This is a genomic window from Pseudomonas sp. MF6747 (assembly GCF_963890955.1).
Taxonomy (GTDB): Bacteria; Pseudomonadota; Gammaproteobacteria; order Pseudomonadales; family Pseudomonadaceae; genus Aquipseudomonas.
The window spans coordinates 316081-328847 of sequence record NZ_CAWPSZ010000001.1 but is presented as its reverse complement, the minus strand read 5'-3'; the positions used below and the strand labels follow the sequence as shown (position 1 = coordinate 328847).

Annotated in this window: 14 protein-coding genes and 1 other RNA gene; 6 read left to right on the top strand and 9 right to left on the bottom strand. The window is 61.8% G+C overall.

From position 1 onward, the window contains the following. Positions 1 to 159: 159 nt before the first annotated feature. Positions 160 to 1146: an NADPH:quinone oxidoreductase family protein gene (locus AACW30_RS01525; RefSeq protein ID WP_200622330.1), complete on the bottom strand. Its 987-nt coding sequence runs from the start codon at positions 1144 to 1146 to the stop codon at positions 160 to 162. Between the two features lie 150 nt (positions 1147 to 1296). Between AACW30_RS01525 and AACW30_RS01520 the strand changes: the two genes are divergently transcribed. Further along, complete coding sequence (locus tag AACW30_RS01520; protein ID WP_106575780.1) at positions 1297 to 1704, top strand: flagellar basal body-associated protein FliL; 408 nt, start codon at positions 1297 to 1299, stop codon at positions 1702 to 1704. A 199-nt stretch (positions 1705 to 1903) separates the two neighbouring features. On the opposite strand, the gene AACW30_RS01515 is transcribed toward AACW30_RS01520, so the two are convergent. From AACW30_RS01515 to AACW30_RS01500, 4 genes are all read right to left on the bottom strand, one after another. Continuing rightward, positions 1904 to 3022 carry an ABC transporter permease gene (locus AACW30_RS01515; protein WP_106575779.1) on the bottom strand — a complete coding sequence of 373 codons (1119 nt, stop codon included), beginning with the start codon at positions 3020 to 3022 and terminating at the stop codon, positions 1904 to 1906. Further along, the gene (gene rbbA / locus AACW30_RS01510) at positions 3022 to 5739 is read right to left on the bottom strand and encodes a ribosome-associated ATPase/putative transporter RbbA (protein ID WP_200622328.1); all 2718 of its coding nucleotides are present in this window, start codon (positions 5737 to 5739) and stop codon (positions 3022 to 3024) included. Before rbbA ends, AACW30_RS01515 begins: the two co-directional genes overlap by 1 nt. Beyond that, complete coding sequence (locus tag AACW30_RS01505) at positions 5736 to 6701, bottom strand: HlyD family secretion protein (RefSeq protein ID WP_169367812.1); 966 nt, start codon at positions 6699 to 6701, stop codon at positions 5736 to 5738. The genes rbbA and AACW30_RS01505 overlap by 4 nt, the downstream gene beginning before the upstream one ends. Before the next feature lie 141 nt (positions 6702 to 6842). Then, positions 6843 to 7292 carry an EVE domain-containing protein gene (locus AACW30_RS01500; protein WP_124418713.1) on the bottom strand — a complete coding sequence of 150 codons (450 nt, stop codon included), beginning with the start codon at positions 7290 to 7292 and terminating at the stop codon, positions 6843 to 6845. Between the two features lie 194 nt (positions 7293 to 7486). Between AACW30_RS01500 and AACW30_RS01495 the strand changes: the two genes are divergently transcribed. Continuing rightward, positions 7487 to 7636, top strand: a complete 150-nt coding sequence (locus AACW30_RS01495; RefSeq protein WP_010207387.1) for a hypothetical protein — start codon at positions 7487 to 7489, stop codon at positions 7634 to 7636. Between the two features lie 6 nt (positions 7637 to 7642). Here the strand turns inward: AACW30_RS01495 and AACW30_RS01490 are convergent, their stop codons facing one another. From AACW30_RS01490 to AACW30_RS01475, 4 genes are all read right to left on the bottom strand, one after another. Next, the gene (locus tag AACW30_RS01490) at positions 7643 to 8272 is read right to left on the bottom strand and encodes a 5-formyltetrahydrofolate cyclo-ligase (RefSeq protein ID WP_119737311.1); all 630 of its coding nucleotides are present in this window, start codon (positions 8270 to 8272) and stop codon (positions 7643 to 7645) included. 57 nt (positions 8273 to 8329) lie between these two features. Continuing rightward, a non-coding RNA gene (ssrS, locus tag AACW30_RS01485) (6S RNA) lies at positions 8330 to 8508 on the bottom strand. 30 nt (positions 8509 to 8538) lie between these two features. Continuing rightward, positions 8539 to 8856: a cell division protein ZapA gene (locus tag AACW30_RS01480; RefSeq protein ID WP_003213956.1), complete on the bottom strand. Its 318-nt coding sequence runs from the start codon at positions 8854 to 8856 to the stop codon at positions 8539 to 8541. Continuing rightward, on the bottom strand, positions 8853 to 9062 hold the full coding sequence (locus AACW30_RS01475; protein WP_003177365.1) for a TIGR02449 family protein: 210 nt from the start codon (positions 9060 to 9062) through the stop codon (positions 8853 to 8855). Before AACW30_RS01475 ends, AACW30_RS01480 begins: the two co-directional genes overlap by 4 nt. Positions 9063 to 9200: 138 nt before the next feature. On the opposite strand from AACW30_RS01475, the gene AACW30_RS01470 reads away from it, so the two are divergent. The 4 genes from AACW30_RS01470 to AACW30_RS01455 are packed head-to-tail and all read left to right on the top strand — an operon-like array spanning position 9201 to position 12763. After that, positions 9201 to 9758 carry a YecA/YgfB family protein gene (locus AACW30_RS01470; protein ID WP_106575774.1) on the top strand — a complete coding sequence of 186 codons (558 nt, stop codon included), beginning with the start codon at positions 9201 to 9203 and terminating at the stop codon, positions 9756 to 9758. Between the two features lie 20 nt (positions 9759 to 9778). Then, positions 9779 to 11101, top strand: a complete 1323-nt coding sequence (pepP, locus tag AACW30_RS01465) for a Xaa-Pro aminopeptidase (protein WP_106575773.1) — start codon at positions 9779 to 9781, stop codon at positions 11099 to 11101. Next, positions 11098 to 12285 carry a 2-octaprenyl-6-methoxyphenyl hydroxylase gene (gene ubiH / locus AACW30_RS01460; protein WP_200622326.1) on the top strand — a complete coding sequence of 396 codons (1188 nt, stop codon included), beginning with the start codon at positions 11098 to 11100 and terminating at the stop codon, positions 12283 to 12285. Before pepP ends, ubiH begins: the two co-directional genes overlap by 4 nt. Further along, positions 12278 to 12763, top strand: coding sequence for a DUF4442 domain-containing protein (locus AACW30_RS01455; RefSeq protein ID WP_124418711.1), 486 nt, complete (start codon positions 12278 to 12280; stop codon positions 12761 to 12763). The genes ubiH and AACW30_RS01455 overlap by 8 nt, the downstream gene beginning before the upstream one ends. Positions 12764 to 12767: the final 4 nt, after the last annotated feature.

Sequence of the window (12767 nt, the reverse complement as noted above, 5' to 3'; positions counted from 1 at the left end):
TGTCGCTAATAGGCAAGTGTGGGTCGTGATTGCGTTCTTCAGAACGATGGGAATCCAAATGTGGAAGCGGGCTTGCCCGCGAAAGCGCTGGGTCAGTCAGAACATGTATCGCTGACAGACCGCTTTCGCGAGCAAGCCCGCTCCCACATTGACCGCGTTTCAGATCAGTCGGCGGGTCTGGACGACGACCTTGCCCACCGCCTTGCGCTGCCCCAGATCATTGATCGCCTGGGCAGCCTGCTCCAGCGGATACACCTGCGACACCAGCGGCTTCAACTTGCCCTCGGCGTACCAGGTGAACAGTTGCTGGAAATTCGCCGCATTGTCCTGCGGCTGGCGCTGGGCAAACGAACCCCAGAACACCCCGACCACCGACGCACCTTTGAGCAGCGCCAGGTTCACCGGCAGCTCGGGAATACGCCCACTGGCAAAACCCACCACCAGCAGGCGGCCGTTCCAGGCGATGCCGCGAACGGCCTGGTCAAACAGATCGCCGCCCACCGGGTCGTAGATCACATCGACACCGTTGCCGTCGGTCAGGCGCTTGATCTCATCCTTGAGGCTGGCTTCGCTGTAGTTGATCAACTCGTCTGCACCGGCCGCCTTGGCCACGGCGAGCTTGTCGGCGCTGCTGGCGGCGGCGATCACGCGGGCACCCATGGCCTTGCCGATTTCCACGGCGGCCAGGCCCACGCCGCCAGACGCGCCGAGCACTAACAGGGTTTCGCCGGACTGCAGGTTGGCCCGTTGTTTCAAGGCATGCATCGAGGTGCCGTAAGTCATGCTGAACGCGGCCGCGACGTTGAAATCCATGCTCGGCGGGATCGGCAGCACGTTGTAGCCGGGGACCGCGACCTGCTCGGCAAAGCTGCCCCAGCCGGTCAGCGCCATGACCCGGTCGCCGACTTTCAAATGGCTGACCTTCTCGCCCACTTCACTGATCACGCCCGCCGCTTCGCCACCCGGCGAGAATGGAAAGGGCGGCTTGAACTGGTATTTGCCCTCGATGATCAAGGTGTCCGGGAAATTGACCCCGGCCGCGTGCACGTCCAGCAGGATTTCGTTCTTCTTGATCGTGGGGCTTGCGATCTCTTCCAGCACCAGGGTTTCGGCGGGGCCGAAGGCTTTGCACAGCACAGCTTTCATCGGACTATTCCTTTTGGCGTCATGGCCGATAAGTGTAGGAGGGTACGCCCGTGGGTCAACGAGCATGCCCAGGCCTGATAAGTCGCCATAAGCTTGTGCTCAGCCTTGCTAGCGTTATGCTACCCGGCAACCGAATTTGAGGAATGAACTGTGAAAGCGTGGATCCTGTTGATGCTCGCCCTGACCTTGCCGATGGCAGCCCAGGCCGAAGAAGCGAAAGAAGGCGAGGCACCGAAGGTCAGCTACATCAGCCTGACGCCGCCGTTCGTGGGCAACTATGGCCTGGACGGCTCCGCAAAGCTCAAGGTGTTCAAGGCCGACATTGCCCTGCGCGTGACCGGGCCTGAAGCCGCCGCTGCGGTCAAGGCCAACGATGCGTTGATTCGTAACCAACTGGTGGCGTTGTTCACCCAGCAGACCAACGAGGCCATGAGCACCGTTGAGGGCAAGGAAAAGCTGCGCCAGGAAGCCCTCAAGCAAACCCAGCAAGTGATGAACGACGAGACCGGCAAACCGGTGGTGGAAGACCTGTTGTTCAACAACTTGATCATCCAGTAACGGTTCCATGTGGCGAGCGGGCGTGTCGTGGCAAGCAGGGTTGTCGTGGCGAGCGGGCTTGCCCCGCGTTGGGTGGCGAAGCCGCCCCAGAACCATACGCCTCGGTACACCTGAATCAATGCGCTGACTTTGAAGGGGGCTGCTGCGCAGCCCAACGCGGGGGCAAGCCCGCTCGCCACAACACGCCCGCTCGCCACAATTAAGAGGCCAGGCTCTTTCTGAACCGTGCCAGTGCCACTGCAAAAAACACTAACCCAATCCCCGCCAGCGCCAGCACATCCGGCCACACCACGCTCACGCCTGCGTCCCTGAACAGAATCGCTGCGCTCAAACTCACAAAGTGTGTCGACGGCGATCCCTGCATCACCCATTGCAACCACTCGGGCATGCTGTCCAACGGCGTACTGCCGCCCGACAGCAACAGCATCGGGATGATCACCGGAATCGCCAGCAGCCCGAACTGCGGCGTCGAACGGGCGAGAGTGGCGAGGAATATCCCCAGCGCGGTGCTCGCAAACAAATACAGCGCCGTCACAAACAGAAACAGGCTCAAGGAGCCGGCCAACGGCACGCCGAGCAGGCCTTTGACCACCAGCTCCAGCGACAGCCACGTGCACAGCACCACCACCAGCATGTTGCTCCAGATTTTTGCCAGCATGATTTCCAGCGCGGTCAGTGGCAGCACCAGCAAATGGTCGAGGGTGCCGTGCTCGCGTTCGCGCAGCAGCGCGGTGCCGGTCAGCACAATCGCGAGGATGGTGATGTTGTTGACGATCTGGATCACCGCCAGAAACCAGCCGCCTTCCAGGTTGGTATTGAACAGCGCGCGGGTGGTCAGCAGTGCAGGCGCCTTTTGGCTGGCGTCGGTTTGGCCGCTGTAGTTGAGCAATTCGCGCTGAAAAATCCTGCCGATGTAACCTGCGCCCATAAACGCCTGGCTCATCGCCGTGGCATCCACGTTGACCTGCACACCTGGCTGGCGCCCGGCCAGCAGATCGGCCTGGAAATTGGCCGGCACGTTGATCACGAATGTGTACTCGCCGCTGTCCATGACCTTGTCCAGCTGGTCGTAGGCCAGCGGCGCAGGCGGCTGGAATTCGGGCGGTTGCAACGCCTCGGCCATTCGCCGCGAGAGCGCGCTGTGGTCTTCATCGACAAAGGCCACGCTGGCGTTGTGCACGCCAATCACCGAACCGGCGGCGGGCATGTAGATCGCGACTGTGAAGGCGTAGGCCAGAAACAGCAGCAATACGCTGTCATGGCGCAGGCTGGTCAATTCCTTGAAGCCCAGGCGCAGGATATGAGCGAGCTTGTGCATCAGGCCTCCTGCTTCTTGAGCATGATCAGGCTCAGGCCGGTGAACCCGACGAAAAACCCGAACAGCGCCAGGCATTGCGGCCACAACTGGCGCAGGTCGAGGGCTTTGGTGAAGGTGCCCACGGCGATATCCAGAAAGTGCCCGGCCGGAAACAGCATGCCCATCAGCGCGGCTGCGCCCTCCAGGGATGAGCGCGGCACGATCAGCCCGGAGAACTGGATGGTCGGCAGGCTGGTGATGATCATCGTGCCCAGGATTGCCGCGATCTGCGTGCGTGTGAACGCCGAAATCAGCAAGCCCATGCTGGTGGTGGCCAACACATACAACAGGCCGCCGAATGCCAGCGCCAGGCCGCTGCCCTTGAACGGCACGCCGAACAACCAACGGTTCATGGCCACCAGTAACGCCAGGTTGACCAGGCTAACGGCCAGGTACGGCGCCTGCTTGCCCAGCAGGAATTCCAGGCGGGTCAGGGGCGTGGCATAGAAGTTGGTGATCGAGCCCAGCTCTTTTTCGCGCACGATGCCCAGCGCGGTGAGCATCGCCGGGATAAACGCCAGGATCAGCGCCATCACGCCGGGGCCAATGGCATTCACGCTGACCACGTCCTGGTTGTAGCGAAAGCGCGTTTCCAGCTTGGCGGCGGCTTGAGTGCTGCGGGGCAGGCTGCTCAGGTCGGCCAGTTGCTGGAGGTTGCCTTGATGTACCGCTTCCACGTAATTACGGCTGGTTTCCGCGCGAAACGGCATGCCGCCGTCAATCCACGCCGCCACGGTGGGTTGGCGGCCGGCGTAGAGGTCACGGCCAAAGCCGGGCGGGATTTCCAGGGCGAGTTTGATTTCCGAACGTTGCAGGCGCCGATGCAGTTCGCTGGCATCGCGAATGGGCGCCTGTTCGGCGAAATAGCGCGAGCTGCGGAAGGCTTCCAGGTAGGCGCGGCTTTGTGGGGTCTGGTCCTGGTCATAGACGGCGAAGGCGAGGTTTTCCACGTCCAGGGAAATGCCGTAGCCGAAGATCACCATCATGAACATCGCCCCGAGCAGGGCAAAGGCCATGCGCACTTTGTCGCGCAGTAGCTCTTTGCCTTCGCGGCTGGCCACGGCCAACAGCCGAGAAAGACTGAAACCACGTTTGCTCATGGGCGGCGCACTGGTTTCGCTGACGGTGCTGCTGGGTGCTGCGGGTTCGGGAGCGCCTTGAGCTTGCTCCAGGCAGGTGACGAACGCGGCTTCCAGGGTGTCGCCGTGAAATTGCTGTTGCAGGGCGTCGGGTGTGTCACATGCCAGCACTTTACCCGCGTGCATCAGAGAGATGCGGTCGCAGCGCTGGGCTTCGTTCATGAAATGGGTCGACAGGAAAATCGTCACGCCTTGTTCGCGTGACAGCTCGATCAGCAGCCGCCAGAAGTCATCCCGCGCCGCCGGATCGACGCCCGAGGTGGGCTCATCGAGGATCAGCACTTCCGGGCGATGCAGCACCGCCACGGCCAATGACAAGCGCTGGCGCAGGCCAAGGGGCAATTCGCCGGAAGGCTGCTCGGCCACCTCGCCGAGGTCGAAGCGCTGAATCAACTCATCGATACGCGGGCCGCTGTCGGCCTTGGGCAGATCGAACAGCTGCGCGTGCAACACCAGGTTCTGGCGCACACTGAGTTCGCCGTACAGCGAGAAACTTTGCGACATGAACCCAACGCGCTTGCGGGTCGCCAGGTCCTTGGCATTCACCGGGTTGCCGAGCAGCGTGGCACTGCCCTCGGTGGCCGGCATCAGCCCGGTGAGGACTTTCATGGTGGTGGTCTTGCCGCAGCCGTTGGAGCCGAGAAAGCCGAAAATCTCACCGCGACCAATCGCGAAGCTGACCTTGTTTACCGCCGTGAAATCACCAAAGCGCAGGGTCAGGTCGTGGGCTTCGATGGCGATATCGGTGTTGCCGTTTTCGCGCGGCGGGATCACCAAAGGCTGATTGTTGTGGGCGCTGTCGCCCTGGAAATGGGTAAAGGCTTCATCGAGTTTGCCGCTGGGTGTCGCGGCTGCCAGTTCGCGGCTCAGGCCATCGGCGATGAGTTTGCCGCGATCGAGCATCAGGCAATGTTCGAACTGCTCGGCTTCTTCCATGTAGGCCGTAGCCACCAGCAGCGTCAGTTGCGGGCGCTCGCTGCGCACGCTTTCGACCAGTTCCCAAAAGCGTCGGCGCGACAGCGGGTCGACGCCGGTGGTGGGCTCGTCGAGGATCAACAGGTCCGGGTCGTGGATCAGTGCACAGCACAGGCCGAGTTTCTGTTTCATGCCGCCGGACAACTTGCCGGCCGGGCGCTCGGCGAAGCGTGCAAGGTCGGTGGCCAGCAGCAGGTTGTGCATGCGCTGTTCGCAATCGCCTTTCGACAGGCCGAACAGTGTGGCGAAGAAGCGGATGTTCTCGCTGATGGACAATTCCGGATACAGGTTGCCACCCAGGCCTTGGGGCATGAAGGCAATACGCGGGTACAGGCTGTTGCGGTGGCGGCGATCCTCGATGGAGCCGCCGAGCACCTCGAGCTGGCCGTCTTGAAGTTTTTTAACCCCGGCGATCAACCCCAGCAAGCTCGATTTGCCCGCGCCGTCCGGACCGATCAACCCGCAGCGCGTGCCGGCGGGCAGGCTGAAGGCAATGTCGACCAGTGCCTGTTGCTTGCCGTAGCGATGGTTGATGCCCGTGGCGTGCAGCGCCAGGCCGGTCATTGCAGGTTGGCCGGCCAGTCGATATCCGCCGTGCGCACGTAGCCTGCGCCGGGCATGCCCGGTTTGGCTTGCGGTACGGCACTGGGTTGGGTCAGGCGCAGTTTGACGCGAAACACCAGCTTCTGGCGTTCGTCGCGGGTTTCCACTTCCTTGGGCGTGAACTGCGATTTAGCCGCGACAAAGCTGATTTTCGCCGGCAGCGGTTGTTGGGGTAGGGCGTCGAGCAGAATGCGCGCGTCACTGCCGACGGTCAGGCGACCGGTGACGGAGGCGGGCAGGTAGAGGTTCATGTACTGGTCATTCGGATCGATCAGCAGCAACACGCGACCGCCCGCGCCGAGCACTTCACCTGGCTCGGCCAGGCGCAATTGGATAATGCCGTCGATGGGCGCGCGCAGGCTGCTGTCGTCGATTTCGCTGGTGAGCTGCGCAACCTGGGCCTGTGCGGCGCCGATGGCAGCCTTCACCGAGTTGACCTGGGCTTGCGCGGCGATCACTGCGGCATTACCGGTGTTCTGGCGTGCTTGTTGTTGGTCGATCAACTGGCTGCTGGCGAAGCCGCGCTTGTACAGCTCCTGGGTGCGCTTGAGTTCCTGATTGGCCAGCAGTTGCTCGCTTTGGCGCAACTGCACGTTGGCCTGGGCGGCGGCGAAGTTTTCCCTGGCGCGCAGCACCTCGGCTTCAGCCTGGGCGCGCTGGGCTTCGAGGGTGCGGGTGTCCATGCGCGCGAGCAATTGGCCCTTGAGCACTTTGTCGCCTTCATCCACGCGCACTTCGGCCAGGCGCCCTGGGATCTTGGCGGCGATCTGTACTTCGGTGGACTCCAGGCGGCCATTGCCCATGCTCAAGCCTTCGGGCAGGCGGTCCTGGGTCGATCGCCAGTAACCGAAGCCGCCTGCGCCCAGTAACAGGACGATCAGGGCGATGGCGAAAAGGCGCGACATATGATGGTTCGTAGACATGGCTGCATCCTGCGGCATTAGCATCCTAGTTTGACCGATAGCGTCGGAGCGGCCGTTGATACCGGTCAAATGAAGCGCAAGCCTAACCCGCTTGGCACGCAGATGCATGCGCCAGAAGTGTGACCGCAGGGTTCTGCCCTTTCAGCGCAGCGCCAGCACCGCCGCCCACTGCTCGGCGGTCACCGGCATCACCGACAGTCGGCTGCCTTTTTGCACCAAGGGCAACTCGGCGAGGGCGCTTTGTTGTTTCAGATAGCCCAGGCCCAGCACCTTTGCGAAGGTTTCGACGTGGGCGACGTTGATTGCACTCCACGGATTTTTCTGCGGGCTGGCCTTGGCGTCGAAATAGTGGCTTTGCGGCTCCAGCGCTGTCGGGTCCGGGTAGGCTGCCTCGACGATCTTGCCGATGCCGGCAATGCCGGGCTCGGGGCAGCTGGAGTGGTAAAAGAAAAACTCGTCACCGACGGCCATGGCGCGCAGGAAATTGCGTGCCTGGTAATTGCGTACGCCGTCCCAGCGGGCTTCGCCGAGCGTTTCCAGGCCCTTGATGGAGAGTTCGTCGGGCTCGGATTTCATCAGCCAGTAGGCCATTGTTGGGCTCCTGAAAAAGGCATTGGGCAAGTTGTCGGGCAATCCCATGACAAACCGACAGTCGGTTGGCGCCAAGGTTTGCGTGTTGGTTCACGTTACCGCAGAATGCGCGCTTTTAAGCTTGACGCAGCTGCAACGGACTACTTTGGAACGTTGTTGTCATCGTGTACGAGGTGCCTGAAGGGGGGCAATCGATGCAACGTAAACCGGATTTACTATGGATTTTGGTTATTTTGTTTGGTCTGGGCGTCGTGACCACCGGGTATGCCCAGAGCTTGTGGTCGAACAAGACCGATGCGCCGGTTGAACTGGCTCAGCAGCAGCCACAACCGTTCAAGCGTTAACACCCTTCAAGGCGTCGCTGGTTCCAGCGACGTTTGTGCGACATACCACTGCTTATCCGTGACGGTGCCTGCCAGCGGCACATCCCAGCTTGCCTGCGCCAGGCGCTCGACTTTCTGACATTCATGGGCCAGCCCCAGCAGCGCGGGCGTGCGCCAACTCTGGCGCCTGGCGAGGTAGGCCAGGCTGCGGTCGTAAAAACCACCGCCCATGCCCAGACGCCCACCCACATCATCGAACCCCACCAGCGGCAGCAGCACCAGGTCGAGTGCCCAGACGGGGCGCTGGCGATTGGCATTCACGCGCGGCTCCAGGATACGAAAACGGTTGGGCGACAACTTGTCCCCAGGCCGCACCCGCTGGAACACCATCTTGGTTCGCGGCCAGGCGCTGAGCACTGGCAGGTAAGTCGCCTTGCCCCGGCGCTGAGCGGCGCGCAGCAGCAGGCGCGGATCGATTTCACCGTCCGTCGGTAGATATAAGGAAATATGTTTAGCCCGGCGAAACAGCGGGTGCTGCGCCAGTTGCCGATACAGGCCATGGGCGGCCTTGCGCTGCTCGCTCGGCGTCAGTTCGCGGCGGGCTTTGCGCAACATGCGTCGAAGTTGCGGACGGGAAAGCGGCGCAGGTTCGGTCATGGTTTTTCGGCTCATAAAACAATGCCAGTCCGAGGACTGGCATTGAGTTTGGAATTCAGGCTCCCCGACAGAGCCGCTGTCGACTTAGCCCTTGAACCCGAAAGTTCAAGGTGGAAGATGCAGTAGGCTTTAAGGCTTTCCGTCTAGCGGACATGCACACCAGCCCAACGTGCAACTTCCAGGGTAGTGCGAATCGGCTCAGGGACATCGCCGACTGGCAAACACGCCAGGGAGTGGGGCGAGTATACCTTAAACAGACTCGGCAATCAGCCCTTGGGTGGCTCTGGATCGGTAGAAAGTACCAGATCAACCCGTTCCAGCAGGTCGCGCACTTGCTCGCGCGTCGAACCGCTGGCCTGCACGTCAGGCCGTTCCTGCTTATGCAGCAAATCGTGGGTAATGTTCAGCGCGGCCATCACGGCGATACGATCGGCGCCGATGACTTTGCCGCTACTGCGGATTTCACGCATCTTGCCATCCAGGTAGCGGGCAGCACTCACCAGGTTGCTGCGTTCTTCCTGGGGGCAGATGATCGAATATTCTTTGTCGAGGATCTGCACGGTAACGCTATTGCTTGAACTCATGAGTCTTGCTCCAGGGCCTTCAGGCGCGAAATCATCGATTCGACCTTACGCCGGGCGATTTCGTTTTTTTCAATGAGGTGAGCGCGTTCCTCGCGCCAGGTCTTTTCCTGAGCTAATAGGAGTCCGTTTTGACTCTTAAGTTGCTCGACCCGATCAATTAGCAATTCGAGTCTGGCCATCAGCGCTTGCAGGTCGGTGTCTTCCATTGGGTTCCACTGGATTTGTCTGATGAATGGCAACTGCAGGATAAACGATCTGACGCCCTCGATAGTCTTGGTACGTCTGCCGGTGCTAGGATACAGCGCTTCATTCTAGACATTGCGCCGTCTGGCGCCTAGCTCACCATGCCTATTCAGAACTCCCCGTACGACGCTTTTTCCAAACTGCTGAGCACCAGCGGTCATCCTTGCTCGCCTGCCGAACTGCACGGCGTGTTGTTGGGCCGCAGCTGCACCGGTGTTGGCTTTGATGCCGACAATTGGCTGGCTGATGTGGCCGAGCTGCTGGAAACCGAGCCGACCGAGAACGTGCGTAACGCGCTGATCGGCCTGCAAGAGATGGTCAAAGGCGAGCTGACCGGTGATGACGTCACCGTGGTCCTGCTGCTGCCGACCGACGACGCGCCGCTGACCGAGCGCGCTGCTGCGCTGGGCCAATGGTGCCAGGGTTTCCTCCACGGTTTCGGCGTGAACGCCGGCGGCCTGGAGCTGAGCACCGACGCCAAGGAAGTGCTGCAGGACCTGGCGGCTATTTCCCAGGTGCAAGACGCCCTGGAAGAGTCCGAAGACGGCGAAGGCGATTACATGGAAGTCATGGAATACCTGCGCGTCGCGCCACTGCTGCTGTTCACCGAGACCAAAAAGGCCGCTGAGCCAGCCGCACCCAAGCCGTCGCTGCACTAAGAAAGGAAGCCCATCTGCCCATGATCCATATCCCGAAAGCGGAATACACCCGTCGCCGCAAGGCGCTCATGGCGCAGATGGAACCCAACAGCATCGCAATTCTGCCGGCCGCCGCCGTGGCGATCCGCAACCGTGATGTCGAGCATGTTTACCGCCAGGACAGCGACTTTCAATACCTGAGCGGCTTCCCTGAACCGGAAGCGGTGATCGTGCTGATGCCTGGTCGCCAGCACGGCGAGTACGTGCTGTTCTGCCGCGAGCGCAATGCCGAGCGCGAATTGTGGGACGGCCTGCGCGCTGGCACCGAAGGCGCGATCCGTGACTTTGGCGCCGACGACGCGTTTCCCATCACCGATATCGACGACATCCTGCCCGGCCTGATCGAAGGCCGTGACCGGGTGTATTCGGCCATGGGCAGCAACGCCGAATTCGACCGGCACGTGATGGAATGGATCAACGTGATCCGCTCTAAAGCGCACCTGGGCGCCCAGCCACCGAACGAGTTTGTTGCCCTGGATCACCTGCTTCACGACATGCGCCTGTATAAATCGGCGGCAGAAGTGAAGGTGATGCGCGAGGCCGCGCGAATTTCCTGCGCGGCGCACGTCAAGGCGATGCAGGCCAGCCGCGCCGGGTTATATGAGTTCAGCCTCGAAGCCGAGCTGGATTACGAATTCCGCAAGGGCGGCGCGAAGATGCCGGCCTATGGCTCCATCGTCGCTGCCGGGCGTAACAGCTGCATCCTGCATTACCAGCAGAATGACGCCGTGCTCAAGGACGGCGACCTGGTGCTGATCGACGCCGGTTGCGAGATCGACTGCTACGCCAGCGACATCACCCGCACCTGGCCGGTCAACGGCAGGTTTTCGCCCGAGCAAAAGGCGATCTACGAGATTGTGCTGGCCTCCCAGGAAGCCGCCTTTGCCGAGATCGCGCCGAACAAACATTGGAACCAGGCCCATGAGGCGACGGTGCGCGTCATCACCGCCGGGCTGGTAAAGCTGGGACTGCTGCAAGGCGACGTCGACGAGTTGATTGCCAGCGAAGCCTACCGCGCTTTTTATATGCACCGCGCCGGCCATTGGCTGGGCATGGACGTGCATGATGTAGGCGAATACAAGGTGGGCGGCGAATGGCGGGTGCTGGAAGTCGGCATGGCGTTGACTGTGGAACCCGGCATCTATATTTCGCCGGACAACCAGAACGTGGCGAAGAAATGGCGTGGCATTGGCGTACGCATCGAGGACGACGTGGTAGTGACCAAGCAAGGCTGTGAAATTCTGACCGGCGGCGTGCCCAAGACCGTCGCTGACATCGAAGCGCTGATGGCGGCTGCCCGATGAGCCGGGTCAACCTGGCCATCATCGGCGGCGGACTGGTAGGCGCCAGCCTGGCGTTGGCCTTGCAGGCGGGTGCCAAGGCACGGGGTTGGAAAATCGTGCTGATCGAACCGTTCGCGCCAGGCGACAGTTACCAACCGAGCTACGACGCGCGCTCTTCGGCGTTGTCCTTCGGCGCCCGGCAGATTTATCAGCGCTTGGGTGTGTGGCAGGACATCTCCCGCCGCGCCGAGCCGATCAAACAGATTCACGTGTCGGACCGTGGCCGTTTCTCCACCGCGCGCTTGTCTGCCATGGAGGAGGGCGTGCCGGCCCTCGGCTACGTGGTGGAAAACGCCTGGCTTGGCCAGTGCCTGTGGCAAGGTTTGGACAAACAAGTGGTCAGTTGGCGCTGCCCGGCGGAAGTCACCCGCATGGAGCCACTGCCCGACGGGTATCGCCTGACGCTCAACGACGAAACCGTGCTCGAATGCGACCTTGCGGTATTGGCCGATGGCGGCCGCTCCGGTTTGCGCGAGCAATTGGGCATCGGCGTGAAAACCCGGCCCTACAACCAGAGCGCGCTGATCGCCAACATCACTCCAAGCGAGGCGCACAATGGCGAGGCGTTCGAGCGCTTTACCGACGAAGGCCCAATGGCCTTGCTGCCGCTGCCGGACAACCGTTGCGCGCTGGTATGGACGCGCATCGGCATGGACGCCCAGCGCCTGGCCAACCTCGATGAGCGCAGTTTCCTGAGTGAATTGCAGGGCGTGTTCGGCTACCGCCTGGGCACGCTGAAACAAGTCGGCGCCCGCCATTTGTACCCGCTGACGCTGGTGGAGGCCGAAGAACAAGTGCGCTCGCACCTGGCAATCCTCGGTAATGCCGCCCACAGCCTGCACCCGATTGCCGGGCAGGGTTTCAACTTGTCCCTGCGCGACGCGAACGCCTTGGCCGAGGCCTTGCTGGCCGGGCCGGCAGTGCCCGGCGACCTGGCAACCTTGCAACGCTATCGCGAGCGCCAGCGCCAGGACCAGCAACTGACCGTAGGTTTTTCCGATCAAGTGACCCGACTGTTTGGCAGCGCGCAACCGTTAGTGGCACTGGGCCGTAACATGGGCCTGCTGGGCCTGGATTTGTTGCCGCCCGCCAAACGCTGGTTCGCCCGTCAGGCCATGGGCCTGGGCACACGCCCTGATGCGTAACTGGCTGACCCGACGCCTGGGCAAGGCGCGGCTGTTGCGCTGGGTGCTCTCCCTGTACCCGCCTTACCTGGGCGCGGGAATTCGGGTGCAGGTCCTCAGCGCCGATTTTCGCCATGCCAAGGTGCGCATGGGCCTGGGCTGGTACAACCGCAATTACGTCGGTACGCAATTTGGCGGCAGCCTGTATTCGATGGTCGATCCGTTCTACATGTTGCTGTTGATGGAGAACCTGGGGCGCGACTACATCGTCTGGGATAAAGCTGCGAGCATCGACTTCGTGTCGCCGGGCAAAGGCCCGGTCTACGCTGAGTTTTCCATCGACGAGGCCTTGCTGGACGAGATTCGCCGGCAAACCGAAGGCGGCGAGAAGTATTTGCCCCTCCTCAAAGTACAGATTCATGACGGCTCCGGCACTCTGGTGGCGCGGGTCGACAAAACCCTTTACGTGCGGCGCAAGCCGCCAGCAAAGCAGGCTTAAAGCA